Below are 24,077 nucleotides of genomic sequence, written 5' to 3'. Positions count from 1 at the left end.
GATGCTGGGTTTCGGACCGATCGCCTTTGCCGTTCCGTGGGTGCTGGCCGCCCTGGCCGTCCTGCCGGTGCTGTGGTGGCTGCTGCGCGTCACGCCGCCGGCCCCGCGGGTGGTGCGCTTTCCCGCCATCCGGCTGCTGCGCGACCTGACGGCGCGGGAGGAGACTCCCGCCCGCACCCCGCTGTGGCTGCTGATCCTGCGCCTGATCGTCGCCGCGCTGCTGATCCTGGCGCTGGCCGGGCCACTGCTGAACCCACGCGCCGCCCTGCCGGGCAGCGGGCCGCTGCTGCTGCTGGTCGACAACGGCTGGGCGTCGGGCCGCGACTGGACGAGCCGCCGCGCCGCCATGGAGGAGCTGGTGTCGCAGGCGGAGCGGCAGAACCGCCCGGTCGTCCTGCTGCCGACCGCCCGGCCCGCCGGGGGCGAGGCGGTGAAGGCCAGCCCGCCCCTGCCCGCCTCGGAAGCCCGCCGCCTGATCCAGGCGCTGGAGCCGCATCCCTGGCCGACCGACCGCGCCGGCGCGCTGGAGGCGGTGCGCGGACTCGCCGCGCGGGGCTCCGCCCACACCGTCTGGCTATCGGACGGCATCGGCGACCGCACCGCCCGCGGCCTCGCCGAGACGCTGCAGCGCATGGGCTCCCTGGAGATCCTCGACGATTCCACGGAGAAGCCGCCCCACCTGCTGCTCCCCCCCTCGTCGGAGGGCGCCGGTCTGACGGCCCGCGTGGTGCGCGCCGACGCCTCCCGCCCGGAAAGCGTCACCGTGCGCCTGTCCGGCGCCGACGGCCGCCTGCTGACCCGCCAGCCCGTCGCCTTCGACGCGGGACAGCTCACCCGCGAGGTGCAGTTGGAGGTACCGGCGGAACTGCGCAACGACGCCGCCAGCCTCCGCGTGGAGAACGACACCACCGCCGGGGCCACCGTCCTGCTCGATGAACGCTGGCGCCGCCGCCCGGTCGGGCTGGCCTCGGGCCGCGCCAACGGCGAGAACCAGCCGCTGCTGTCCGATCTGCACTATCTGGAACGGGCGCTGGCCCCCTACAACGAGGTGCGGCGCGGCGAGCCGGACGAGCTTCTCAAGCGCGACCTCGCCGTGCTCGTGCTGTCGGACATCGGCGCCCTGACCGGGCAGGAGGCCCAGACCATCGAGGACTGGGTGCGCAAGGGCGGTGTGCTGCTGCGCTTCGCCGGGCCGCGGCTGGCCCAGAATCCCGACCGTCTGGTCCCGGTGCGGCTGCGTCTGGGCGACCGTGCCCTGGGCGGCGCCCTGTCCTGGTCGGAGCCGGCGAAGCTCCAGCCCTTCGACGGACGCAGCCCCTTCGCCGGCCTGCACATTCCCGATGACGTCGCCGTCTCGCGGCAGGTGCTGGCCGAGCCGGCGCTAGACCTCGCCGACCGCACCTGGGCGCGGCTCCAGGACGGCACGCCCCTGGTCACCTCGGATAAGCGCGGAGACGGCTACATCGTGCTCGTCCACACCACCGCCAGCCCGGAATGGTCCAACCTGCCGATGTCCGGCCTGTTCGTCGACATGCTGCGCCGTCTGGTGACGCTGAGCGGCGGCGTCGCCGGGGGCGCCCATGGCGGCACGCTGGAGCCGCTGGAGGTGCTGGACGGCTTCGGCCGGCTGGTGCCGCCGCCGGCCGCCGCCTTCCCCATCGCCGGGGACGCCGGGGCCGACGTGCTCGGCCCACGCCACCCGCCGGGCTTCTACGGCACGGAGGAAGCCCGCCGCGCCCTGAACCTGACCGCCACGCTGACGCGGATCGAGCCGTTGGGCGCCATGCCCGGCGGGGTCGCCCGCGGCCCCTACGGCACGCGGGGCGAGGTGGCGCTGAAGCCGGCGCTGCTCGGCATCGCCCTGTCGCTCGCCATGATCGACCTGCTGATCGCCCTGATGCTGCGCGGCCTGCTCGGCGGCTTGCGGTTCGGCGGCAAGCGCCGCCGCGCCGGGGCCGCCGCCGCGGTCCTGCTGACGCTGGGCGCGGCGCTCCCCATGGCCGCGGCGCCCTGGTCCCCCGCCCGCGCCGACGACACGCAGTCGACCAAGGTGACGGCGGAAACCTACCTCGCCTATGTCCGCACCGGCAACGGCACCGTGGACGACACCTCGCGCGCCGGGCTTGAAAGCCTCGTGGACGTGCTGACCCGCCGCACCGCGGTGGAGGCCGCCGGGGCGGTGGGCGTCGACCCGGAAAGCGACGAGCTGGCCTTCTACCCCCTGCTCTACTGGCCGGTGTCCGGCGGACAGCGCGCGCTGAGCGACCACGCCCGCGCCCGGCTGAACGAGTACATGCGCAACGGCGGCACCATCCTGTTCGACACGCGCGACCAGTCGGCGGGCGCCGTCGGCGGCAACCAGGCGCTCCAGGGCATGGTGCAGGGGCTGGACATCCCGCCGCTGGCCCTGGTGCCGCCCGACCATGTGCTGACCAAGTCCTTCTACCTGCTGAACGACTTCCCCGGCCGCTACAACGGCGGCAATCTGTGGATCGAGGCGCGCGAGGGCCGCGCCAACGACGGCGTGTCCCCCGTGCTGATCGGCGGCAACGACTGGGCCGCCGCCTGGGCGGCGAACCGCAACGGCCAGCCCCTGTACGCCGTCGTCCCCGGCGGGGAGCGGCAGCGCGAGATGGCCTACCGCTTCGGCGTCAACCTCGTCATGTACGCGCTGACCGGCAACTACAAGGCCGATCAGGTCCATGTGCCCGCGATCCTTGAGAGGCTCGGCCAGTGACCCTGCTTGACGGAACCTCCATCGCTCTGGCGCCGCTGCTGCCCTGGGTCTTCCTCGTGCCGCTGTTCGTGGTGGCGCTGGCGATCCTGGCGCTGGCCGTCTTCCGCCGGGCGCGCGGCGTCTGGCTGCGCGCGCTGGCGGTGGCGGTGCTCGCCCTCGCGCTGATCAACCCGTCGCTGGTGCAGGAGAAGCGGGAGCCGATCAAGGACGTGGCCGTCGTCGTGCTCGACGCATCGCCCAGCCAGAACATCGGCGACCGCCGCGCCCGCGCCGAGGCCGAGCTGGAGCGCCTGACCGAGCGGCTGAAGGCCTTCGACGATCTGGAGTTGCGGGTGGTCCGCGCCGGGGACGCGGAATCCGGCGCTTCCGCCATCAACGAAACGCACCTGTTCGACGCGCTGAACCGGGCCATGGCCGACGTGCCGCGCCGCCGCATGGCCGGGGCGGTGCTGATCACCGACGGGCAGGTCCACGACGTTCCGGAGAACCTCGCCCGGCTGGCCGAGATCGGCCCGGTGCACACGCTGCTGACCGGCAACCGCGACGAGGGCGACCGCCGTCTGGCCATCGTCCAGGCGCCGGCCTACGGCCTCGTCGGCAAGCCGGTGGAGCTGACCATCCGCGTCGACGACATGCCGCGCCGCCAATCGGCCGACGCGGCGGTGACGCTGCGCCAGGACGGCGGGCCGCCGCGCACCATCCGCGTGCCCGTGGGCCAGGACTTCCACATGGAACTGCCGGTCAACCACGGCGGCCAGAACGTGTTGGAAATGGAGGTTGAGGCGGCGCGGCAGGAGCTGACGCTCGCCAACAACCGCACCGCCGTGGTGGTGAACGGGGTGCGCGACCGCCTGCGCGTCCTTCTGGTCTCCGGCGAACCGCACGCCGGCGAGCGGACGTGGCGCAATCTGCTGAAGGCCGATCCCTCGGTCGATCTCGTCCACTTCACCATCCTGCGCCCGCCGGAGAAGCAGGACGGCACGCCGATCCGCGAGCTGTCGCTGATCGCCTTCCCGATCCGCGAGCTGTTCGAGATCAAGCTGGACGAGTTCGACCTGATCATCTTCGACCGCTACCGCCGGCGCGGCGTGCTGCCGCAGATGTATCTGGAGAACATCGCCGAATATGTCCAAAAGGGCGGCGCCCTGCTGGAAGCGTCCGGCCAGGGCTACGCCACGCCGCTGTCGCTGTTCCGCACGCCGCTCGGCCAGGTGATGCCGGCGGAGCCGACCGGACAGGCCATCGACCGCCCCTTCAAGCCGACCGTGACGGAGGTCGGCCGCCGCCACCCGGTGACCGCCGGCCTGCCCGGCGACCGCCCGGACGGCGAACCGAGCTGGGGCCGCTGGTTCCATCAGGTGGAGGTCGTGCCGGGCAACGGCGCGGTGGTGATGAACGGGGCGGACGACCGGCCGCTGCTGATCCTCGACCGCGTCGGCAAGGGCCGGGTGGCGCAGCTGGCGTCCGACCAGATGTGGCTGTGGAGCCGCGGCTTCGAGGGCGGCGGTCCGCAAGCCGAGCTTCTGCGCCGCCTCGCCCACTGGCTGATGAAGGAGCCGGAGCTGGAGGAGAACGATCTGCGCGCCCATGTGGACGGCAACCGCATCACGGTGGAGCGTCGCTCCCTGGAGCCCGACCCGCGCAGCATCACCCTCACCACCCCCTCCGACGAGACCCGGACGCTGGAGATGACCGAGGACCGCACCGGCCGCGCCAGCGCCACCGTGGTCGCCGGCGAGCCGGGCATCTACCGCATCACCGACGGCGAGCGCACGGCCTTGGCCGTGGTCGGGGCCGTCAACCCGCCGGAACTGGCCGACGTGCGCTCCACCGGCGACCGCCTGACGGGCGTCGCGGACGAGACCGGCGGCGGTGTGCATTGGATTTCCGATACGGAGAGCGGCGTGCGCCCCGGCATCGACGTGCGCCGCACCCGTCCCGACCGGACGCAGACCGGCAACGACTGGATCGGCCTGCGCGCCAACGGCGATTTCACGGTGACGGGGGTGTCCGAGGTGCCCTTGCTGCCGGTGGGCGCAGTGCTGGCCCTGGCGCTGGGCGCGCTGTTGATGGCGTGGCGTCGCGAGGGACGGTAAGGGTCAACGAAGCTGTTGCAATCGGGTCGGGTTTCCGCTTATGGTCCCGACCCTTCCGGCGCTGATCGCGCCGTTCGGTTGGGGCGTCGCCAAGCGGTAAGGCAGCGGTTTTTGGTACCGCCATTCCCAGGTTCGAATCCTGGCGCCCCAGCCAACCTAACCCACTGTTTTTGTTCTCGTTTTTGGGTTGGTTGGGGTCCTTTTCCGTGTGCACCAGACTGTGCACACATGGTAATCGAACCCGTTGGAAATCCTCACTTTCCAATTTTGTACGAAAGTTTCCGGTGCACATCATGTGCACACGGGGGAGCCCGTCGTTGGCTCTCTAGAGCCTTTCGGATCACGTGTCGCGAATCGGAGGGGGCGCGTTTTGCCGCCTCCTCACAGGTCGCAGGCCGGGACGAAGCCCAGAGCGCTCCACCTACTTCAGCAGTTCCGGCGGACAGCCCGGATGTGCCTTCGCCTCCGGGTACAGCGCGAAGAACCGCTCCCGCCAAGCCGGCTTTTCCTGTCCCTTGGGGCGCCGCGACATGTGCACCGACATGGCAGGGGCGAACAACGCCTGCCACTCCGCCCTCTGCCGTTTCTCTGGGGCGTCTCCCACCACCGTCACCCTGACTTCGAACGGACCGGTCGGCACGCTCCTTGTGCTGGCTGGCGCTTTGCTGATCAGGCGGAACTGAACCGATGTGACGAGTGAATCAAGGTGGGAGTCGTGGCGTCACCCAATTCGATTTTCGTGAGAACTGCGTCAGCCCCTGCCCCATCAGAGCCTACCTGACAGACATCTCGGCATAAGAGCACGAATCAATAGCCGCTCCCCGTAGACATAAGTCGTTGATTTTTCAAATTAATCTAAGGTTGTGAACTTAGTCTCACGAAGTCAGAGCCACACGAAAGTCAAATTCCTCGTGAGACGCTCTTAAGCATCAATCACCGTTTAAAGGGCAGGAGCACTCCCTGGGTAGCGCATAGCGTGCACACAACGCCATTGACAACCATTATCCCTTCAAGTTTTGGCCGCAATATGTCATAAATAGACATTAATCTGCGGGACGGGACGATATGCATATTCGCAGGAAAACGCTTGATGACCTCTTACGGGTGGTTTTCACACAGATTCGCCGTTACGGCGTTCAAGTTGAGCCTTACCCGACGAAAGGCCCTAACAAGGAACTTTTTGGTGTTGTGCTCGAACTCACCCAACCCTTAGCTCGAGTGAGCAGGACAGAAAGCCGCGGGACAATTTTCAGCGCGCTTGGAGAGTTGTTCTGGTACTTATCCGGATCCAACAATCACTCATTCATTAAATATTATATACCAAAAGCATATGAGCCTGAAGAAAATACAGACCATGTATGGAGTGGGTATGGAGAAAGAATATTTAACAGGAGTGGACCAAATCAAATTAAAGAAGTTATATCTTTATTGAAAAAAAAGTCGTCTTCACGAAGGGCCGTCGCGCAAATTTATGGTTCTGATGATCTATTTGGATCATACAAAGATGTCCCATGCACATGCACGATGCAATTTGTCGTGAGAAAGGGCTTTCTTCACATGTATGTGAATATGCGCTCTAATGATGCTTATTTAGGGCTTCCTCATGATATATTTGCTTTTACAATGATACAAGAACTTATTGCAAGAGATCTAGGGGTTCATCTAGGCCAATATAAGCATGCGATTGGAAGTTTGCATTTATATGATTGCGATCACGATAAAGTTAACAAATTTATGGAGGAGGACTGGCAAGCCAACTTGAAGATGCCTCCCATGCCCTCGGGAGAACAATGGTCATCAATCGAAACAGTTTTAGAAGTCGAAGATAGAATAAGAGGGGGCGAAAATGTACAAATTGAAGAATTGCAAATAGATGACTACTGGAAAGATATATCAAGACTTTTTCGTATATTTCACTTAACAAAAAAGAAAACAGACCGTGAAAATCTCAAAGAAGTAGTTCGGGTAAGGCAGCGTATGAAATCGAAGTTCTATGACCAATACATCAGAAATCGGTCGGAGAGACTCCATTCTCCTCAGCAGCTGGTTCTTGATCTTAAAACGCTGAACGAAGAGGACATTGAACGATGAGATTTGGGACCGAACGCCGCTTGCTTCTTATAGAAGGCCTCCAAAATTATACTTATCGTCCACTTCCAGGGGCGAGAACTCCAGAGCGACGAGAAGCATTGGTTGAGCAGTTTATAGATAGCATAAGACGAATTGACTTTGTAAATCGCTTACGAGAGGCTGAATTACATCCATCGCGATGTGATCCGAAAGAACATTCTATGTTTGACCCGCTACGTGCAGCAGCGATCAAGCATAGAGAAGGAAATATTGATGAGGCCTACTGGCTGGTGTTCTTAGCAACTCATTGCGGAAAGCATATTTTAGATCAATGGAGCCTTGCACGGACCCTCTATGGCAGAAACGGTGCGGGTAATTTCTGGAATTGGGCATCCATTAGCGCAAATCCCGAGGATTTCCACACTTGGATAACTCGCTCTTATCGAGAATTAAGAACGGATGGAATCTCACGCCGCTTCGGTAATCATAGAAAATACGAAACACTTAGACCAGATTCCCATAGGGGAACTAGTAAAATTTTTAGTTCTTATGTCTCTTGGGTCGGTGCAAATCGAGGTCATGCATTGTTGATAGATGAAGCAGAGCAAGAATGCGGAGGAGACCCAAAAAAAATGTTTGACCACCTCTACCATGCTATGGCTGCGGTGACGTCATTCGGTCGCACAGGTCGGTTTGATTTCCTTACAATGGTAGGAAAGCTAGGCCTCGCCAACATAGAACCTGGAATCCCATATCTCGTTGGTGCAACCGGGCCACTAGCGGGGGCGCGACTCTTATTCGGTGGAAATCACAGTGCCAATTTGTCGCCTCAAAAATTGAACCAATGGGTTGTCGAGCTTGGAGATCACTTAGGGTTAGGAATGCAGATTATGGAAGACTCACTGTGTAATTGGCAGAAAAGCCCTGACGCATACCTAGCATTTCGGGGATAGTTTGGAGCGCAGATCAAAAAAGCCCGCCGACCCAAGCAAGATCAATGGGTTGACCCTATGGAGGCGAGGCTTTGATCTGCGCTCTTATTCCGCCGTCCAGGTATAACGAACTTTGAGCGCATTAAGCCTGTTCGGTGCAAGGACCCTCAAGTGTTGCATTTGCCCAACGACGATGCCATGGCTAACTCCGATGCGTTTCGCAAAGCGCATAATCACCCGGTGATCGGCCGGAAGACGCAACATTTCCGCTCGATACTCGGGTGGCACTAGCGTGTTAGCGGCAAAGTCGTTGGCTTCATCCTCTTCATGTGTCGCAATCAGGTCCAGATCTTCTAGAAAAATAGATGAGCAATCATGCAGGAGGAGGTGGCCAAGCTCATGAAAAAGAGTAAACCAGAAATGATCATCTGAACGGTACCTAAAGCTAAGCTGGATTACAGCTTTTTCCTCTGAAACGAATCTTGTGGCTCCGCTTGCTCGACACCCTGCTGGCGCGCGAACAATAACAACAGCAACACCACAGGATGCGCATAATTTCTGCAGCTCCGGTAAAAATACTGCAGGGTCTTTTACGCGAGTCAATGCACGGAATTTTGGAATAAGGAGACGCAACCCCTCCCTGTCCCAAGGAGCACATGCAATCTTTTCGGCTTCAATTTCACCCTGCCTTAACCACGCCGCCAGAGCTCCAAGTTTAGATTCGTATGTTTGAGATGTACGGTAGGCGACAGCTGTCACAGTCCTTTGATAGCGATTGTGCCACCCCTGTACCGATTGGGTATCGAAGAAACGAAGCAATGCCTCAGCCTGAAGGGCGCGGTCAGCAATTCGTTCGACCCAGCCGAACGCAGTAATATCCCGAACCGGAAGTGTGGATAGCCACGCTTTCGGCTCCATTTCGACTACAGCTTCATCAAGCCGCTGAAGGTCCGAGCGGAACTGAGCTTCTCTACGCAACCAAAACGCCGCAGAGCCTCCCAGAACATTTTCAAGCTTGATGGCCAAGCGCGCATCAATCTCCGCATCCCCTGAGATGATCTTAGAAGCTAATCGCTCAGAGGTTTGCATAGCTGAACAAAAATCTTCAATCGACATACCTTTCTGTTCAAGTATGTCAATAATTGTTGCTCCGGGAGGAGACGCCCACTGAGGTTTAAATTCCGTGGTCTCAGCCATTTTTGCGAACCTCCACTACTTTGACCCGGCTGACGCGAGACCAGACGATATTCCCCTGCCTATCGAGAGGGGGCACCACATGGGCGGGGCGGATGCATAGAACGTAACCCTCAGCAAGCGCAATTGACAATTCCACCGGACTGGGCACCTCTGCCGATACCCCAACGATGAGATCATCGATTGAATAGGCGGCATATAGGTCGGCCAGACGGCGTTGAAGTGCATCGGCAGCGCCTTTTCCCAGCTCTCGTCTTGCTTTCGTGGCGTTTTCACACAACGATCGTAGCTGGCTCGTCGCAAACGAGATATCCAATAGCTGCCTCATCCACAGTCCGGCTACTCTCGATACCCTGATTCGGGGCGACAGACAATGGGTGCGGGTCCTGAACAGAGCTTTCTCAACGAGAAAGAGGGCTAGGCTGTGATGTCGGCGTGTGAGCGCAGGCTACGAGCTTGGGCGCGTCACTGTAGCAACGGTCGGGTTGCGCACAGCACCCCTCACGCCAGCACCACCGGCACGTCGTCCAGCTCCGTCGTGTAGCTGGGCGACCGGCTGTCCTGCCGCATCCGCCACGCCCGGCCCATGGTGACCGCCGGCACCAGCGTGTCCCGGCCCATCCGGCTGTTGATCGCGTCCATAGCCGCCATGAGCCGGGCGCCGCGCGCCCGATCGGCAGCGGCCAGCAGGTCCGGCTGCACCTTGGACACCGGCACCAGCCCGGTCAGGATCACCCCGGCCTTGGACATGGCGAACCCGTCGCGCCAGATCCGGCGGGCGCCGGCCGATGCCCCAGACGTTCTCGACCGGCACGACGCGCAGCACATGCTCACGCTCCGATTCGCCGCCCAGATCGCAGACCCCGCTGTCGTCCAGCAGCGTCTTCTTGGCCGCGTGGTTCGCCAGCTTGGCCAGCGTCTTCGTCACAGCGATCCCGACGCAGGTCGGAATGCCGGTCCACCGTCTGACCGTCGACCGGATCTCTGCGGCGTAGGCCTGAAGGTCGCGGCCCTCGAAGCCGGACAGATCCAGGAAGGACTCGTCGATGCTGTAGACCTCCAGCCGAGGCGTGAAACCGCGCAGGCAGTCGGTCACCCGGGCCGACAGATCGCCATACAGCGAGTAGTTGGAGGACAGCACCCGCACCCGATGCTTGCGGACCAGATCGCGCACCTCGAACAGCGGCTGCCCCATCTTCACGCCCAGGGCCTTCAGTTCGGCAGACCGGGCGACGAAGCAGCCGTCGTTGTTCGAAAGCACCCCGACCGGGACGCCTTCGAGCCGGGGGTCGAAGACCCGCTCGCAGGAGACATAGAAGTTGTTGCAGTCCACCAGCCCGTAGACCCGCGGCGGCGCCATGGCCGTCACCGCCGATGCAGACGCACGGTGCTGGTGACCACACCCCACACCTCGAAGCCAGGCCGATCGGTGACCTCGGTGGGCCGGTAGCTCGGATCGTCGGTTTCCGGCATCAGGTACATCCGCCGGCCCCGGATCAGCAGCCGCTTGCAGACCAGTTCGCCGTCCAGCACCGCCACCACGACGTCGTCATGCCGGGCGGTCAGGCTGCGATCCACGATGGCCAGGTCGCCGTCATGGATGCCCGCCCGGGTCATGCTGTGGCCGGCAACACGCAGGGTGAACGTGGCGCTGGGGTGGGGCACCAGCACCTCGGCGAGATCGATTCGGCCCTCGACATAGTCCGCCGCCGGGCTGGGAAAGCCCGCGGACACCACCGCCTCGACCGCCACCACCGGACACGACGTCATCAACACCGGAACCGGCGCCTGCATGCCCACCTCCCCCATCTGGACCATCAGGCGAGGATGGCGCGAAATGAGAACTTTTCAAGAACTAAAAGCGATTGACACCGACACTTGGGAGCGCGGGATAGCGGCTGAGGTTGCGGTGCGGCATCCTCTCACAAGCCCGCATTGTCCTTTGAAATCCTGGGGGTATAACGTAAAGAAACACTCCGCGCGACGGGAGTTCCGGGAATGACGGAAAGCTCGACTTGATTGCTGTCAGTCTGCCACGTTGTGCGTGAGTGATACTGAGACTCCGAATCGGAGATCGGCTTCCCATACTTCCTATGCACTGCGCTTGAAACATCAGCGTAATATTCCCTATTAATCAAATTCATATCAATCATGGACAATTCGCCGGAAGAAGAATGAAAATAAAATACAACGTGAAATTTGAACGCATCAATCGTTGTGTCTGAAACCAATCTAGGATCGAATAAATCTGTAGAGAATTTTGCTCCGTTCTTTTCTTGTGCTGATATCGGCAATGCCGCCCCGCCACTAGCATCAACAACTTCTTTAACGGACATGCCCCACTTGGCATAGCCCCAATCCGCCCAAGCCTCCGTGGAGATCAAAAGGTACATCGCCGTCAGCGTGACAGCCCATGCTCGTCCGCTCATAATCTCCTCCCTGCCGGTTGCACGCATAGCGTAGGCAGCACTGCGATACGCGTGCCACCGGCACGAGTATCGCAACAGAAGATATGCCAGTCCAGATCAGGTTTCCGCCAATTGATCATCGGCGGTCGCATCTGTTAGGCACTTTACACCCATCACAGCTTGAGCCTCCCAGCATGCCCCGCCCCACGATCACCGGCGCCCTGTGGATCATCGCGTCGGCGCTCGCCTTCATGGCCGCCAACATCGCAATCCGGCACCTGGGGGCCAAGCTGCCGCCGCTGGAGATGGCCATGTTCCGGTCGGCCGGCGGACTGATCATGGTGCTGGTTGCGTGGCGGGCCTTCCTCCATCTGCGCCAGCTCCGTGACCCGCACATTCACCTCGTTCGGGCAGTTGTAGGCGCGATGTCGCTGATGGCGCTGGTCCACTCCTACGCCACCCTACCCGTCGCTCTGGTCACCGCCTTCATGTATGTGCGGGCCGCGTTGGTGGTGCCCCTGGCTCGGCTGTTCCTGAAGGAGCGGGTTGGTCCCGACGTGTGGGCCGCGGTCGGCCTCGGTATCGCTGGGGGCGTCGTCGCGCTCTGGCCTCGCCTCTCCGCCATTGGGACGCCGGCGGCTGTGTGGCACGGTTGGGAGGCGCTGATCCTGCCCCTTGCCGCCCTCGCCGGAGCCGGAAGCCACATCTGTATGCGTCGGCTGGCCCTGACCAACCCGCCGAGCGTCGTGGTAGCCGTCTCCGCGATCTTGGTGACCGCCGTGGTGGCGGTGCCCGCGTCCAGCGTGGCGATTGGGCCGCCGACTGCCGATATCCCGCTGCTGGTCGGCATGGCACTGCTGAGCGGACTGGCGCAGTGGTTCACCGTCCGGGGCTACAGCTACGCTTCCCCTGCCCGGCTGGCGCCTTTGTCGCTGATCGATGTACCGATCGCCCTGGTGGCCGGCTACGTGCTGTTCGGCGAGGTGCCGGGCGGCATGCAGGCGGTCGGGTCAGCGATGATCATCGGGGCGGCGCTTTATGTGTTTCGGGCGGAGCGGTCCGATTCGCGCTGAGATTCGTCCGAGTCGCGTCCCGATTCTCCCGGCATAGTCTTTGATTGTTATCGAAGAGGGCAACAGAGCCAGTCTTCTGCACATACGTGTATGCACTTTGCAAAACGCAACTTAATAATTTTCATAAGCGAGAATCACCAACTGCCACAGCTCGATTCGGTTGCGCGCCTTGAATCCAGAGGATTTACGGCGCGTCAGGCGTTCGCATATTCACACCTATGAGGGGTGATGTAGGGAGCCGTTACCCACGCGGGTAATGTTCGGCAACGGTGCCACTTTGTTACCGTCCAAGGCATTGGAAGCCACTCGCGTAATGAAGTTTCATAAATGAGCGCACCAGAACTCCCATGGGATATCCCTGCGCCGTTCGCCAAGATGGCGGTGACCGCCAGAAAACTGCAGGGCACGTTGGCGATCTATGACTCGGCTGATCGCCTGATCTTTGCCAACGCTGGAGTGCGGCGGCTTTACCCATGGTTCGATCTGAGCGTTCCTCAAACCTTTGAATCCATGCTCCGTCGGTCTTGGGAGCATGGAGAGATGGTTGGGATACCAGCCCCACGCGATCCTGAAGCTCAGCTCGCTTATGCCAACATGCGGCGCCAGGGCGAGCGGCTGGAGTTCATTCGACGCTACCCAACAAACTTGATTTGTACCCACCTCCGGCTTTCGTCCGGCATGAACGCCCAGCTTCGGCTGGAGCCGAAGAAGGCCGGGCTGCTGCATTTCTTCAGCGAAGACGAGCCAACGCTGGGGGTAATGGAAGCTATCCACCAGCGTGACGAGGCCGCCCATCGCGCCGCAGCGCTGGACTGCCTTGCGTTCGGCATCGCCACACTCGGTCCAGACCGGAAAGTCATTCAACGCAACGCTGCTATGGCGGAGATGATCGCCAACGCTGACGGGGTGTTCTTGGATGCGGCCGATCGGCTGACGCCCGTTCGTGCCGAAGAATGCAGTGAATTCAATCGGCTGGTCACACTTGCCTGCATGAACAAGTTGGAGGCGCCGACCGTGGCCATGCATCTTCGGTCGACGGACTCTCCACACCCCCACACATTTTCGATCTCCCATGGTGCGAGGGGATCAAAAACAGCCGTCATCATCGTAGCGCCCGCCCGCCTCGATGTTGGGTCCGTCGCCAGCGTACTCCGCCGCGACTTCGGACTTACGCCAGCGGAATCAACCCTCGCGGCACAGATCGGTAACGGCTTAACGAACGACGACATCGCTAGGGAATCGGGGAAGGCCCCCAACACTGGCCGAATGCAGGTCAAGTCTATCTTGCGAAAGCTTGATGACGGACAGCTCGCCCATCGCAGTCAGACGGGTCTTGCCCGCTGGGTAGCGGTGCTGGCGGCAATCACCGGAGCCGCCCGGACGCGCGGCAAATCATGAAAATGGTGAAAGTGATGGATACCTTGAGCAAGGTCCAGGCAATCAACGCCATGAACCTGGACATTCTGGTCGATGACCTCGTGCGCGGCGGCATGGCGAAGGACGAGGCCGCGGCGGCGGTCGAGCGCTATCGGTCGTTCCTTATCGCCGTGGCTGCCTACCCGACGGAGACCATCGTCCCATCGAAGCTGGTGGACAAGGTGTGGCACGCCCACATGCTGCGCCCGCGGGTGTACTTCGAAGACTGCATGGTCGCGCTGGGTCAGATCGTAGACCACACGCCGGGCGTCTACGGCACGCCGGATTATGAGGCGGCCTATGCGATGACGCGCAAGCTGGTCAGCTATGGGCACGAGATGCCAGTCGATCCCTATGCGGATCATCCGATGGCTGGTGCCGATTGCTGGCGCCGCGAGCCAGGCGAAGATCCCGAATGGCCGCTGGTTCGGCAGTCTGCCCGCGCCTGAAGCATCGCCCCGGCTGCGCGAGTGGCCGGGGCATCCGTTCCAACTAAGTAGAACTTGAGGTCATGCGCAAGCGCACGCCAGGACCTCCGGCTTTAGAAGGCTCCCCATCGTCAAGAAATTCCACACCTGCGGCGCGCAGAACTGACATAACTTTCTCGACATTATCGGCCGTACTCTTTCCCGGTCCGATTACGTCATTTTCCATCCTCTTTATGGTTGTCGCCGACAACCCGGTTTCTTCCTGAAGGCGCTTCTGCGACCAATCAATTAGGCCTCGCGCGGCCCGCACCTGTGAAGCCGTAAGCATGCATAAACCTTTTTAGAATATGAATGAGCCGAAATGGTTGACAATTCCGGCTACCCGTAATACTTTTTCTATCATCTGAAAGCCAGATGGGCCAGCGGAAAGCGGTTGAAAATGAGCACTGGAGCGTCTCGCGGAGCTAACCGCGTCAACACCACCGCATGGACAGTCGAAACGAAAAGCGCCCGACCCCGGCAAGGGTCGAGCGCTCATCAGCCGGGTGGCAGCAACCACCCAAGCATCAACCCCCATGGGACTTCTCAATCCATGAAGATTACCCCCGTTAATACCATGATACTCACGGAGGCGCGCGGAGAAAGTGCATCGCGCGCCGCCCCGTTGGTCGCCGTGGAGTTCTACGGAGCCACCCTCATCGCCTCAGAAGGAGACAGCCCGGCCACCACGCTAGTGGTGATGAAGCCGGTGGTCGAAGGGATGGGGCTGGACTGGAAGGGCCAGCACGCCAAGCTGAAGGCGCACCCCGTGTTGAGCAAAGGTGTGGAGGAAATCTCCATACCTTCCGCAGGCGGCTCCCAGGCTACGACCGCCCTGCCCCTCACCCGCTTAAACTTCTGGCTGGCGACGATCCAGCCGAACAAGGTGCCGAACCCGGACACACGGGCGCGGATCATCCGCTACCAGGAGGAATGCGCCGACGTGCTGTTCGCGCACTTCTTCGGGAAGGTCGCTGAAGATGACGCGGCTCCCGCCCCCAACCCCTCCCTTTCCGACCTCCCCCAGGGTGAAGCCCATCTCTGGCTGACCCTGATCAGCGAAGCCCGGCACGTCTTCGGAGCCAGTGCCGCGAAGGAACTGTGGGCCAACTCCCCGCTGCCGCACCCGGTCACGACCGACAAGCCCGCCAACGGCGTCGGGCGGACGGTCACCCCCGCTGAGGCGGAGGCCATCCGCGCCGAGTACCACTCCGGCAAGACGACGATCCGTGCGCTCGCCGCCAAGCACGTCCTATCCCGCATGTGCGTCTGGCGGATCGTAAAGGGCGAGACCTACCGGGCCGGCACTGAGACCGGCGAAGCCTTCCACTGAACGAGCGGGGGAATCCATGAACAAGATCGACAACACCCCCGCCGGGCGCGGGGAGATGCCGCCGCACGCCGATGCGCAACCCCAGCCCTTCGCGATGAAGCCTCTCATCGACTTCCTCGCCCGGTGCGGCCTCGTCTTCATCAAGGGCAAACCGCCGGTCGACGAGGACAATGTGATTCTCCTCTGGACGGGCGGGTGCAATGCCATCGCCGCGTTCCGGAAGGATGGAGAGTGGTTGCAGTTCCCGAGCTTGCAGCCGCTTGATAAAGACGAGAGGATTCACTGCTGGATGCGAATGCCGCATCCGTCCATTTGGCCGGAGGTGAAGCTGCCGGCCGACATGTTCTCGGAACATGACCTGTACCGGATGGCAGATAGCGCAATCGCCCTTGCCGCTGCGCAGGCGGCATGGACGATCCAGGCTGGCACGCACGCGGCTAACGCGGCGACGGACATCACCGTCATCCTGGACAAGATGCAGAGCATCGTGGACGAGACGCCGGCTTTCTCCAGCGTCGGACCGATGGCGAAACAGAATCTCGCCGAGCTGGGCGACCTGATCGAGGTGGCGCGGAAGCTGCTGAGCATCGTGCAGCCGGGGGTGGGGTTGCCGGTCGATCCCACCGAAGCCGCGAAGCAGCGCGTCGCTGAGTTGGCCGCCCAGCGAACCGCCGCTGAGGCTCGCGCCGCACAGGTTGAGACGGAGAACATCGCGCTTCGCGAAAAAGCCACCCGCCTCGCCGATGTTGATCGGGTGCTGAACTGGTGGCGCGAGGAGAAGCGCCGCCCAGCCAACGCCGCGTTTACCGCCGGTCCGGAACGGCAGATAGCGCTGCTGCTGGAGGGGGCAGATTTCCGCGGCGCCGAGGTGGAAGCGGTCCGTACTAAGCAGGCTTCCAAGCCGAAGGGCTCGCCGCTGCCCACCACCAGTGCCGGGGAGGATTGCTGATGCACTCCACCATGATCCCCGGCATTGGCCTGACTTTCACTGAGGCTACCGCACGGACCGCCGCCCTGATCGATGCACAAAACAACCTGAAGGGTAGCGAGAGCCCCGACGCCAATGCCGAGCGCGCCCGACTGTCTGCGGAATGGAGCGATCTTTTGTGCACGATCCTCACCGCCGAGCCGGCCACCCTGGCGGATGCCGTGGCGGTGCTGGACCGGCTGCTCTGCCCACATACCGGCATCGGCGGAACCGAAATCGAGGTTGAGGCGCTTACACGCCTCCGGGACCTGCTGGCGCAGCAGGTCGAGCAGCAGGACGGCGGCGCCGGCCGTGACCAGCTCCTCGCCAACGTCCGCCGCTGGCTGGAGCTGGAAGCGACCATCGGCACCGAAGGACAAGACGACGCCGACCTGATCGACTCGTGCGAGGAGGCTTACCGTCTCGCCCTGAAGATCGCGACCTACGACGGGAACCCAACGCTGGGCATGGCCGCCAAGGCGCTGCTGCTCTGGGCCGAACACCCGGTGGCCTGCCACCCGGACAGCAAGCCCGGCGCCCTGCCGGTTCCGCCCCCGGTGGAGTCCGCCAGGAAAGAGGAGGATGCGCTGATCTTCGGTCTGGTCACCGATGCGCTGCGGGCGGTGCCCGAGCTGAAGGCGCTGCTGACCGGCGAGGCGCTCGTCGTGACCGAGGCGGACGAATTCGGCACGGCCATCGCCAGCCTCGCGGATCGGGCCATCCCCCGCACCGCGCCCTCCGTCCCCACCGTCATCACCGACGCCATGGTGGAGGCGGGAGCCAGCGCGGCCGGCTGCTCTCCCGACGCTTTCCGGGCCGGGATGACGGCGGCGCTCAAGATGATGGAGGCTGCGTGATGTCCATCCTGCAGTTCCACACGGATCGGGGCGCACCGCGCCCCATCCACACCGAGATCCACGTCGAGCGCTTGACCCTGCGCGCGGCCGCGGACTGGCAACAGGACATCGCCGCGGAATGCCGGCGCCGGCGCCGCCTCAGCGCCGACCTGTTTGATTGGCTGGAGCGGCGTGGCCTGTTCGACCGCTGCACGGTGCTGGCGGCAATGGAGGCGGAGACGCCGCTGCTGTTCCGCCGGATCGGCGCGCCGACGGTGCAGGTTCTCGGCATGGGCTGGAGCCGGTCCATGATCGGCCAGCCCGAGGCCGCTGACCCGCATGCCGATTACGCCCACCGAATCGGGCTGGAGTATGCCGAGGCCATTGGTGCGGGCGAGGCCCTGTTCAACAGGATTGCGGTGTCCGGTGTGGGGCGGCCCTTCGTCTACACCCAGGCGCTATTCGGGTGGGCGGATCGCGGACGGCGGGCGGTGCTGTCGGCCATCGATGTGCAGACCCTACATTGATCTGGCAGCGGCCTCCCTCACCAGGACGGGCCGCCGCAGATACCGAGATCCATGTACACGGCGTGGCGGCTCAACCGCATGAAGTGCAGCGGGAGCCGCCCGACGCCGTTTTGGTGATAGAGGATGCCGGGCCGCTCCTCCAGCCGACGCCGGCCACCGCCCCGCCCGCTCCACACCGGCACCGTCTCCGGATCGACCAGCCCAACCACCCATTTCGGGTTCCAGCGGGCCAGGGCGACAAGCCGCACCAGCTCGCCGAGCCGGTGGAACAGGCTGGCGCCGCGCCAGTCGGGGCGGGTCCAGCCGGCGACGATCCAGGCCACCGACCCGCGGGTGTCGTGCGCGGCCTCGCTGGCGACGAAGGCCCATTCGTCCGCCGGCGCCGATCCGGGATCGTGCAGCGCCGACATGTCCCCCAGCCGTTCGCCGAAGCTGGAGGAGGCGCAGTCGACCAACACCACGGCGTGCGTGGCGACCACCTCCCCTTCGCTGTCGACCAGCCCAAGCCAGAAGGCTGGAGCACTGGCCGGCTTGGGCAGCATCGGGAACCAGCTCTCGCGATGGCGGGCGTTCAGCGCCTGCAGGTCCGGCCAGGACTCGCACAGGATCGGCGTCGCGCCGCGGGCGACCAGATCGCCGCAGAGACGGTCTCGCGCAGAGCCCAGCGCCGGGACGAGCGGGCCGGTGCCCAGCGGCAGGGTTTCGACAAGGCGGAAGTCAGGCACGGCAGTGCGTGCCGGGAACATGGCGTTCACGGTATAATCTCCGTAGCGTTATGAGGGTGGTATATCTTTTAAGGTAACGCAACCACCGAGCGGTCGCGCAGCGCGCCATAGGCCAGCCCCGCCATGCACAGCAGGTCGGCGGCCAACCCGAAGGTCGAGCCGGTCAGTAGGTCGTGCGCGACCCAGCAGGCCCCGGACACTAGGAACAGCGCGCGCAGCAGGATCGCCGACCGGCACCAGCGCGCCGCGGTGGCGAGGGCCATCCCAGCCGCCGCGCAGGCCGATGGCCAGCCTGCCCAAGTCGAGGAGGCCAGCACCGCGAGCGCCGGCACCGTGGCGGTATAGAGCGCCCGGCACCACCGCGGCCGGTCATCAGACCAGGCGGTGGCGACCTGCACGACGGACAGGCCGGACATCGCCGCACCGGTCCCGGCCCCGATCAGTAGGTAATGCAGCGCGAACACTGCGGCCGAGGCGCCCTGTCCGGCCAGCAGAGCGCGCCGACCGGACAGCCAGGGCCAGAGGGCCACCAGGACGAACCCGGCGGCCCCGGCGAGGTCGGAGAGGTGAGGAACGGTCATGGCACCCCTCACTTCCGCAGCAGCTTGTCCTTCGCCGCACTGCCGGCGGACGAGCCGACCCAATAGGACACCACCGCCGACGCCATGGTGGTCAGGGCGCCGAGCATCAGCGTGGCGTTCTGGTCGATCTCGCCGGCCGGCTGGCTTAGCACCCGGTACAGCACTGCGCCGAACGTCACCAGGACGATGGTCGAGACGATGGGTGCGCCCCAGGAGATGCGGCTGCCGGCCTGGGCAAGCTGGACGGTCTGGGCGCGGGCGTCGGCCCGGTCCTCGTTGTCCAGCCGCAGCAGCGCCACGACCTGATCGCCCTGCTGGCGGTACAGTTCGGCCAGTTTCGCCGGATCGGTCTGCACCGTGGCGACGGCCCGCTCGGCATCCGCCGGGGTCTCGATCGGCAGGCCGGTCACGGCGGAGACGACGGACACCGCGGCCTCGCCGACCTTCTGGGCGGTCTCGCCGGAGCCGAGAGCGACCTTGGCGACCTCGGGCAGCAGCACCGGGGCCAGGGCGGTGATGATGGGGATGAGCAGTGGCAGCATGATGGATGCCCCTCCTTCGGGCATGAAAAAAGCCGCCTCGGCGGGGCCGGGCGGCTGGTGGGTGACGCTTTACTTTTCAGGCTGGAATCGACGACACGCTTTACAGGCTGGACCGGTAAAGCCGATTGGGCGGTCGGGTGGACGGATTGTCAGGATGGCGCGTCAGGCGCATCCTGACCGGGTGCACAGGTCAATGGAGCCCGGCATGCCCAAGCCCCAGTACAGCAGCAGGCTCATGGTCCAGGGCTTCCTGACGCAGGATCAGATCCGATACGTGTAGCGTCCTGGTGGGAGACGGCGCGGCCCAAGGCAGAGGCCCACCGTATATCAGTGGCCGCAGAGCATTTTATCGCACTCAACCTAAGAATGACATTGCTCAGCAATTATTATCTTGCGAAGCTGTAAAACAAAGAGAAACGTCACTACTGTCGCTGCTAATACCACACAATCTCGCTAAGGTGGCGTTTTTGCTTCATGAAACACAACTTTCCTGAAAGGGAAGCATCAATGAGCTTCAGGGCAAATTTTGCGTCAGGAGTGATTGCCGCAATTAGTATGACTGCCTGCGCACCACTGCCAAGCGGCCAATCATCGGACAGTACGATAGTGAGCACTCCTTCAACGGCTGCAAATCCCAGCACTACACCGCCAGCACCGTCGAGCACAACTACTGAGCCCGTCAAAACAGCTAAAAAGCCGAAACCAAGAGAAGTTATCGAGACCGTTAGAACCCCGATTATAACTGCGGATATGAACGAGAGATATGCAAACAATAGAGCCGAACAGGGACGAACAATAGCATTGAGTTCTAGCCAGTGCTTTGCTGCTCCTGAATTATCTCCAGTCAAAAAGTTTGCCGACAAATGGAAATTCACAAACAAGCCACCGGAATTCGTTATGACCCAGCACACATGCAGCGGAGGATATGGCAACATTGGGCCTGCTTCCGCTGGGTTTAATGAAAAAGGTGAAGTTTGCATAAGTGTTACAGCTCGCCCCAATCAACAGAACGTGGCTCACTGCGTGACTAGTGGCTACGCTCTTGTCGAGATGAGGGGCCCGAAGCCATAGAACTGACGGATCAGAACTGGGTAACGCAGCCAGAGCGGTCCGAGCCAACCTGGCTGCGCCTTAATCTAGGCAGCCAGATTCTGGGAAGCGCAGTGACTAGATGTTTTCTGGCTCGACGAGGATGTGGGCACCGAAGTTGAGTGTGGTATTAATCACTATCTGGGCTTCCTATTGATCGGGCAGACTGCCCCTTTCTCTCCGGAATTTCACCAGCCCCGGCCGCTCCTTCTTGACACCGTAGAATGTGGCGTAAACCTAGTGACAGAATTGGCTTGTAGCGGCTTCGGGCTATGGATCTCGGTCATGGGGGCTCTGGAAAAGGAAAAGCCGCCGGGCGGGATGCCGGGCGGCTGGTTGACATTTCGAGGCGTGGTTGACAAACCCGCGCGCTGTTGACGTTTCGGCGGATTTGCCCACGCCGACGGCGCTGGTTTTTACGGAATCGGGCACGAAATATGCGCGCGGCGATGCGCGGCGGGTCGCTCTATCAGAAGAGTGCACATTCATCAGGGTCCGGCGGGCGATCACCGAACAACTTCCCTCGCTCAGGGAAATGAACACCTACAATTGTTGCGTAAGCTGGATACAGCACAAAATGCACAACCATTCTTGTGGCGAATGGAATAGGCTCCAACGGCCCACGTCGAGCTTTTGGCGCGTACACAACAATCCTACGCGTATAATCCTCTCCAAGATTAACGCCTTCATAGAATCGCTTAGCAGCAGACACCATGTCCCAAAGACCGGCAATCTGCTGATCTGCAGCTTTAAGCTCACGCCGAAGAGCGTCAGAAATATTGATAACGTGCGATCCAGCCACGATTATGCATGCGCCCAAGCTCGAATTTCTTCGGGGCTCGCGTCGATGACCTCTTGATTGTCAGGCTGCAGGCCTTCATCCATAACCGCTCGAAACCACGCCTGCATACGCTCAGCGTCAATGTGATCGTCACAGTAGCGAAGGCGCGGAACGTTGGCTTCAGAGCGTACTTGCTCCCATGGCGCACCTGGAATGTGCGTCATTCCGACCAGCGTTCCTGGTTCCATTCCGCCATATGTACGATAGACCTGTTCAATCAGATCTATGACTCGTGGCGCAAGAACATGCTCAGGCTGAGTATCTACTATAGAGTCCGGAATGTCGCCCTGGCCAAAGTGCTTCATCCTTCGATACACACTTGGTAGAGCTGGACCGTTCGCCCACGCCTGAAACTCTTCATCAAACAAAGGCGCACCCGTTATCGCGAGATGCCAGCCCTCGACAAAATACAGCAACTTCTGAAGCGGCAGAGGCGAAAGAGGTTTCCCCGCCTCGTAGCTCAGTTGGATCAGGCGATCAGTCGCTGCTCGGATCATATCGGTCATGTCCGAATTTGAGCATACCAGCGGAAGACTGTCCAGGAATGGCGAGAATGCTTTGTCTACACATATTGTTGCGCCGCCCCTGATAAGGAGGAAAAGGTGTTGAGTATGAGGCATTTCAGCCACAACAGAGTAAACCTTTTGAGAACATTCGATTGACGCGAGGGACGGCATCCCTCGCGTTTTCGGCGGCGCTTCTCTGGAAAGTGCAAGCGAATCGAGCGAAGGTGATCCTGCCCCCCCCCCTCCCTCATACCAGCCCCAGCGCGATAGCCGTCCGCACATCCACCCGCCCGGTGACCGGCAGCCGGTGCACGGCTTGGACCTGCTCCACCGCGTTGGCTGTCCGCCTGCCGAAGTCGCCGTCCTCGACAATGGACGGGAATCCGCATCGCTGGAGCGCCCGCTGTAGGGCGGCCACGTCCGGCCCGACATCGCCGATCCCGAGCACGCCGTCTCCCGAGGTGGCGCGAACCCGCTGGTAGGCGGCGGCCAGCTTCTCGTCGTAGGCGTTCTCCCGGAAGCCCGTCCCGTTGTAGCCGCGGGCGAACTCGCTCCAGCGCTTGCCCCGCAGGGCCGGCAGCAGCCCGCGGGCGGTGACGAAGGCGTTGAAGGCGACGAGCTGGGCGACGGCGCTGTCCGCCATGGCCCGGACGAAGCTCTCGACGTCTCCGAAGCCGCACATGGCGTGGTTGCTGCCCAGGATCTGCGGCATCCCCCAGGACGCTGCCTTCAGGGCGACCGCAGGCCCGATGGCGCGGTGCTGGCAGGCCCGGTTGAGCCGGTCGTATTCGCCGGCCGCCGTGCTGGAGTAGAGGCTGCGGTCCCACCGCATCTCCGCCAGACCAGGCACGGTCACGCCGCCGTTGAGGCGGTAGGCAACGTGGGCCTCGAACAGGATCGGCATGCGGCCATCGGGCCGGTAGGCGCTGCGGCCGCCGGTCTCCACGATCAGGACGGCGCGATAGGCCGCCTCCTCGACACCGAGGGCGGCGGCAGCGGTGGCGATGTCGGTGGGGCCGAGCGGGCGCGCGGCGCCGACGACGGTGGGCAGGCGCACGGCTTCAGCCGCGCCGGAGGGCACGTTGGGCATGGGATGCTTCCTCTTTGGAATTGTTTTAAGGAACCGCCGCGTTTAGCGTTGTCCGATCTGCCTTCCAGGGCAGGGAGTTAGCTGAACCTTGGCGGCTCTCTGTGGCCGCCATTCTTTTGTCGGCGCGCTGGGCTCCGAAAGGGGGGCGGTTCAGCGACTCACGGCACAGCAGGAGAGGGATACCACCCCCGCAGCTTCATCTTAGTTCGGCAACGGTCAGCTTCGAAGCTACAATATTAAGTAACACTGTATTGTATTTGAAATTTTCCAGTTATCAAATGGACGCTATGAGCGATGCTTTTTGCGCAAACTCATACGGCGGAGAGTGACGATGCCTAGCCCCACCTCGTATAGCCCTTCGTCAAGAACATATAATTCGGGCGCGATCGGGATTGATGCCCTGTTGAGCGGAACAAAATGGGGGGGCTCGGTTGGCACGGGGGTTAATCTAACCTACAGTTTTCCAGGAGAAAATGGCGGAATAGGCTATTATTCCACAAACTCACAAGATTATGGATCAGGTAAAGAGTTTAATCAATGGACCCGACTAAGTACTTCACAGATTGCTCTCGCTGAAAATGCTCTTCATGCTTGGAGTAATGTAGCTAACATAAATTTTAGCAAGGTTTCCGATAGCCAAAGCAATG

The 24,077-nt window shown here is 62.3% G+C and carries 22 protein-coding genes, 1 tRNA gene and 1 pseudogene; 13 read left to right on the top strand and 11 right to left on the bottom strand.

What is annotated here, in order from left to right; all coding sequences use genetic code 11:
- The first annotated feature begins 1 nt into the window (after position 1).
- From ACFPMG_RS29200 to ACFPMG_RS29180, 5 genes are all read left to right on the top strand, one after another.
- A complete protein-coding gene (locus ACFPMG_RS29200) occupies positions 2-2,737 on the top strand; it encodes a DUF4159 domain-containing protein (RefSeq protein WP_376998765.1) in 2,736 nt (911 codons plus the stop codon).
- A complete protein-coding gene (locus ACFPMG_RS29195) occupies positions 2,734-4,833 on the top strand; it encodes a hypothetical protein (protein ID WP_376998763.1) in 2,100 nt (699 codons plus the stop codon). The genes ACFPMG_RS29200 and ACFPMG_RS29195 overlap by 4 nt, the downstream gene beginning before the upstream one ends.
- A gap of 79 nt (positions 4,834-4,912) precedes the next feature.
- Positions 4,913-4,987 (top strand) — tRNA-Gln (locus tag ACFPMG_RS29190).
- A gap of 911 nt (positions 4,988-5,898) precedes the next feature.
- Positions 5,899-6,924 carry a thymidylate synthase gene (locus ACFPMG_RS29185; RefSeq protein WP_376998761.1) on the top strand — a complete coding sequence of 342 codons (1,026 nt, stop codon included), beginning with the start codon at positions 5,899-5,901 and terminating at the stop codon, positions 6,922-6,924.
- Positions 6,921-7,856: an alpha-glutamyl/putrescinyl thymine pyrophosphorylase clade 3 protein gene (locus tag ACFPMG_RS29180; protein ID WP_376998759.1), complete on the top strand. Its 936-nt coding sequence runs from the start codon at positions 6,921-6,923 to the stop codon at positions 7,854-7,856. The genes ACFPMG_RS29185 and ACFPMG_RS29180 overlap by 4 nt, the downstream gene beginning before the upstream one ends.
- Positions 7,857-7,940: 84 nt before the next feature.
- Here the strand turns inward: ACFPMG_RS29180 and ACFPMG_RS29175 are convergent, their stop codons facing one another.
- From ACFPMG_RS29175 to ACFPMG_RS29155, 4 genes are all read right to left on the bottom strand, one after another.
- Complete coding sequence (locus ACFPMG_RS29175) at positions 7,941-9,032, bottom strand: ImmA/IrrE family metallo-endopeptidase (RefSeq protein WP_376998757.1); 1,092 nt, start codon at positions 9,030-9,032, stop codon at positions 7,941-7,943.
- A gap of 445 nt (positions 9,033-9,477) precedes the next feature.
- A complete protein-coding gene (locus tag ACFPMG_RS35445; RefSeq protein WP_465252039.1) occupies positions 9,478-10,389 on the bottom strand; it encodes a Y-family DNA polymerase in 912 nt (303 codons plus the stop codon).
- A gap of 5 nt (positions 10,390-10,394) precedes the next feature.
- A complete protein-coding gene (locus ACFPMG_RS29160; protein ID WP_376998755.1) occupies positions 10,395-10,799 on the bottom strand; it encodes a LexA family protein in 405 nt (134 codons plus the stop codon).
- A 152-nt stretch (positions 10,800-10,951) separates the two neighbouring features.
- Positions 10,952-11,458, bottom strand: a complete 507-nt coding sequence (locus tag ACFPMG_RS29155) for a hypothetical protein (RefSeq protein ID WP_376998753.1) — start codon at positions 11,456-11,458, stop codon at positions 10,952-10,954.
- A 173-nt stretch (positions 11,459-11,631) separates the two neighbouring features.
- On the opposite strand from ACFPMG_RS29155, the gene ACFPMG_RS29150 reads away from it, so the two are divergent.
- From ACFPMG_RS29150 to ACFPMG_RS29140, 3 genes are all read left to right on the top strand, one after another.
- Positions 11,632-12,510 (top strand): DMT family transporter, encoded by an 879-nt coding sequence (locus ACFPMG_RS29150; RefSeq protein ID WP_376998751.1) that lies wholly within the window; start codon positions 11,632-11,634, stop codon positions 12,508-12,510.
- Positions 12,511-12,837: 327 nt separating this feature from the next.
- The gene (locus ACFPMG_RS29145) at positions 12,838-13,908 is read left to right on the top strand and encodes a helix-turn-helix transcriptional regulator (RefSeq protein WP_376998749.1); all 1,071 of its coding nucleotides are present in this window, start codon (positions 12,838-12,840) and stop codon (positions 13,906-13,908) included.
- Complete coding sequence (locus tag ACFPMG_RS29140) at positions 13,905-14,375, top strand: glycine-rich domain-containing protein (RefSeq protein WP_376998747.1); 471 nt, start codon at positions 13,905-13,907, stop codon at positions 14,373-14,375. Before ACFPMG_RS29145 ends, ACFPMG_RS29140 begins: the two co-directional genes overlap by 4 nt.
- 43 nt (positions 14,376-14,418) lie before the next feature.
- Here the strand turns inward: ACFPMG_RS29140 and ACFPMG_RS29135 are convergent, their stop codons facing one another.
- Positions 14,419-14,682, bottom strand: a complete 264-nt coding sequence (locus ACFPMG_RS29135) for a helix-turn-helix domain-containing protein (protein ID WP_376998746.1) — start codon at positions 14,680-14,682, stop codon at positions 14,419-14,421.
- A 288-nt stretch (positions 14,683-14,970) separates the two neighbouring features.
- On the opposite strand from ACFPMG_RS29135, the gene ACFPMG_RS29130 reads away from it, so the two are divergent.
- From ACFPMG_RS29130 to ACFPMG_RS29115, 4 genes are read left to right on the top strand one after another with little or no spacing between them, the layout of a single operon-like run.
- Positions 14,971-15,726, top strand: a complete 756-nt coding sequence (locus ACFPMG_RS29130; protein ID WP_376998744.1) for a phage antirepressor N-terminal domain-containing protein — start codon at positions 14,971-14,973, stop codon at positions 15,724-15,726.
- 16 nt (positions 15,727-15,742) lie between these two features.
- Positions 15,743-16,675 (top strand): hypothetical protein, encoded by a 933-nt coding sequence (locus ACFPMG_RS29125; RefSeq protein ID WP_376998742.1) that lies wholly within the window; start codon positions 15,743-15,745, stop codon positions 16,673-16,675.
- Positions 16,675-17,550, top strand: coding sequence for a hypothetical protein (locus tag ACFPMG_RS29120; RefSeq protein ID WP_376998740.1), 876 nt, complete (start codon positions 16,675-16,677; stop codon positions 17,548-17,550). The genes ACFPMG_RS29125 and ACFPMG_RS29120 overlap by 1 nt, the downstream gene beginning before the upstream one ends.
- Positions 17,550-18,056, top strand: a complete 507-nt coding sequence (locus ACFPMG_RS29115) for a hypothetical protein (RefSeq protein ID WP_376998738.1) — start codon at positions 17,550-17,552, stop codon at positions 18,054-18,056. Before ACFPMG_RS29120 ends, ACFPMG_RS29115 begins: the two co-directional genes overlap by 1 nt.
- Before the next feature lie 17 nt (positions 18,057-18,073).
- Here ACFPMG_RS29115 and ACFPMG_RS29110 read toward each other — a convergent pair whose 3' ends face one another.
- From ACFPMG_RS29110 to ACFPMG_RS29085, 6 genes are all read right to left on the bottom strand, one after another.
- The gene (locus tag ACFPMG_RS29110) at positions 18,074-18,802 is read right to left on the bottom strand and encodes a hypothetical protein (protein ID WP_376998869.1); all 729 of its coding nucleotides are present in this window, start codon (positions 18,800-18,802) and stop codon (positions 18,074-18,076) included.
- Positions 18,803-18,849: 47 nt separating this feature from the next.
- Positions 18,850-19,362, bottom strand: a complete 513-nt coding sequence (locus ACFPMG_RS29105; protein ID WP_376998736.1) for a YgjV family protein — start codon at positions 19,360-19,362, stop codon at positions 18,850-18,852.
- Positions 19,363-19,370: 8 nt separating this feature from the next.
- The gene (locus ACFPMG_RS29100; RefSeq protein ID WP_376998734.1) at positions 19,371-19,904 is read right to left on the bottom strand and encodes a hypothetical protein; all 534 of its coding nucleotides are present in this window, start codon (positions 19,902-19,904) and stop codon (positions 19,371-19,373) included.
- Positions 19,905-20,338: 434 nt separating this feature from the next.
- Complete coding sequence (locus tag ACFPMG_RS29095; protein WP_376998732.1) at positions 20,339-20,779, bottom strand: hypothetical protein; 441 nt, start codon at positions 20,777-20,779, stop codon at positions 20,339-20,341.
- Between the two features lie 1,018 nt (positions 20,780-21,797).
- The gene (locus ACFPMG_RS29090) at positions 21,798-22,340 is read right to left on the bottom strand and encodes a Panacea domain-containing protein (protein ID WP_376998730.1); all 543 of its coding nucleotides are present in this window, start codon (positions 22,338-22,340) and stop codon (positions 21,798-21,800) included.
- 247 nt (positions 22,341-22,587) lie between these two features.
- On the bottom strand, positions 22,588-23,430 hold the full coding sequence (locus ACFPMG_RS29085) for an N-acetylmuramidase domain-containing protein (RefSeq protein ID WP_376998728.1): 843 nt from the start codon (positions 23,428-23,430) through the stop codon (positions 22,588-22,590).
- A 331-nt stretch (positions 23,431-23,761) separates the two neighbouring features.
- Here ACFPMG_RS29085 and ACFPMG_RS29080 point away from each other — a divergent pair.
- Positions 23,762-24,077 (top strand): annotated as a pseudogene (locus ACFPMG_RS29080) (hypothetical protein); the annotation flags it as partial.

This window comes from Azospirillum himalayense (assembly GCF_042657465.1).
Taxonomy (GTDB): Bacteria; Pseudomonadota; Alphaproteobacteria; order Azospirillales; family Azospirillaceae; genus Azospirillum; species Azospirillum himalayense.
This window is presented reverse-complemented; position numbering and strand designations above follow the sequence as displayed.

Bases quoted from the DNA above. Each gene is read 5' to 3' on its own strand.
- ACFPMG_RS29120 (WP_376998740.1), top strand. From the start codon at position 16,675: ATGCACTCCACCATGATCCCCGGCATTGGCCTGACTTTCACTGAGGCT.
- ACFPMG_RS29105 (WP_376998736.1), bottom strand. From the start codon at position 19,362: ATGACCGTTCCTCACCTCTCCGACCTCGCCGGGGCCGCCGGGTTCGTC.
- ACFPMG_RS29145 (WP_376998749.1), top strand. From the start codon at position 12,838: ATGAGCGCACCAGAACTCCCATGGGATATCCCTGCGCCGTTCGCCAAG.
- ACFPMG_RS29175 (WP_376998757.1), bottom strand. From the start codon at position 9,032: ATGGCTGAGACCACGGAATTTAAACCTCAGTGGGCGTCTCCTCCCGGA.
- ACFPMG_RS29130 (WP_376998744.1), top strand. From the start codon at position 14,971: ATGATACTCACGGAGGCGCGCGGAGAAAGTGCATCGCGCGCCGCCCCG.
- ACFPMG_RS29115 (WP_376998738.1), top strand. From the start codon at position 17,550: ATGTCCATCCTGCAGTTCCACACGGATCGGGGCGCACCGCGCCCCATC.
- ACFPMG_RS29150 (WP_376998751.1), top strand. From the start codon at position 11,632: ATGCCCCGCCCCACGATCACCGGCGCCCTGTGGATCATCGCGTCGGCG.
- ACFPMG_RS29085 (WP_376998728.1), bottom strand. From the start codon at position 23,430: ATGCCCAACGTGCCCTCCGGCGCGGCTGAAGCCGTGCGCCTGCCCACC.
- ACFPMG_RS35445 (WP_465252039.1), bottom strand. From the start codon at position 10,389: ATGGCGCCGCCGCGGGTCTACGGGCTGGTGGACTGCAACAACTTCTAT.
- ACFPMG_RS29090 (WP_376998730.1), bottom strand. From the start codon at position 22,340: ATGACCGATATGATCCGAGCAGCGACTGATCGCCTGATCCAACTGAGC.
- ACFPMG_RS29185 (WP_376998761.1), top strand. From the start codon at position 5,899: ATGCATATTCGCAGGAAAACGCTTGATGACCTCTTACGGGTGGTTTTC.
- ACFPMG_RS29160 (WP_376998755.1), bottom strand. From the start codon at position 10,799: ATGACGTCGTGTCCGGTGGTGGCGGTCGAGGCGGTGGTGTCCGCGGGC.
- ACFPMG_RS29155 (WP_376998753.1), bottom strand. From the start codon at position 11,458: ATGAGCGGACGAGCATGGGCTGTCACGCTGACGGCGATGTACCTTTTG.
- ACFPMG_RS29135 (WP_376998746.1), bottom strand. From the start codon at position 14,682: ATGCTTACGGCTTCACAGGTGCGGGCCGCGCGAGGCCTAATTGATTGG.
- ACFPMG_RS29200 (WP_376998765.1), top strand. From the start codon at position 2: ATGCTGGGTTTCGGACCGATCGCCTTTGCCGTTCCGTGGGTGCTGGCC.
- ACFPMG_RS29180 (WP_376998759.1), top strand. From the start codon at position 6,921: ATGAGATTTGGGACCGAACGCCGCTTGCTTCTTATAGAAGGCCTCCAA.
- ACFPMG_RS29100 (WP_376998734.1), bottom strand. From the start codon at position 19,904: ATGCTGCCACTGCTCATCCCCATCATCACCGCCCTGGCCCCGGTGCTG.
- ACFPMG_RS29125 (WP_376998742.1), top strand. From the start codon at position 15,743: ATGAACAAGATCGACAACACCCCCGCCGGGCGCGGGGAGATGCCGCCG.
- ACFPMG_RS29110 (WP_376998869.1), bottom strand. From the start codon at position 18,802: ATGTTCCCGGCACGCACTGCCGTGCCTGACTTCCGCCTTGTCGAAACC.
- ACFPMG_RS29140 (WP_376998747.1), top strand. From the start codon at position 13,905: ATGAAAATGGTGAAAGTGATGGATACCTTGAGCAAGGTCCAGGCAATC.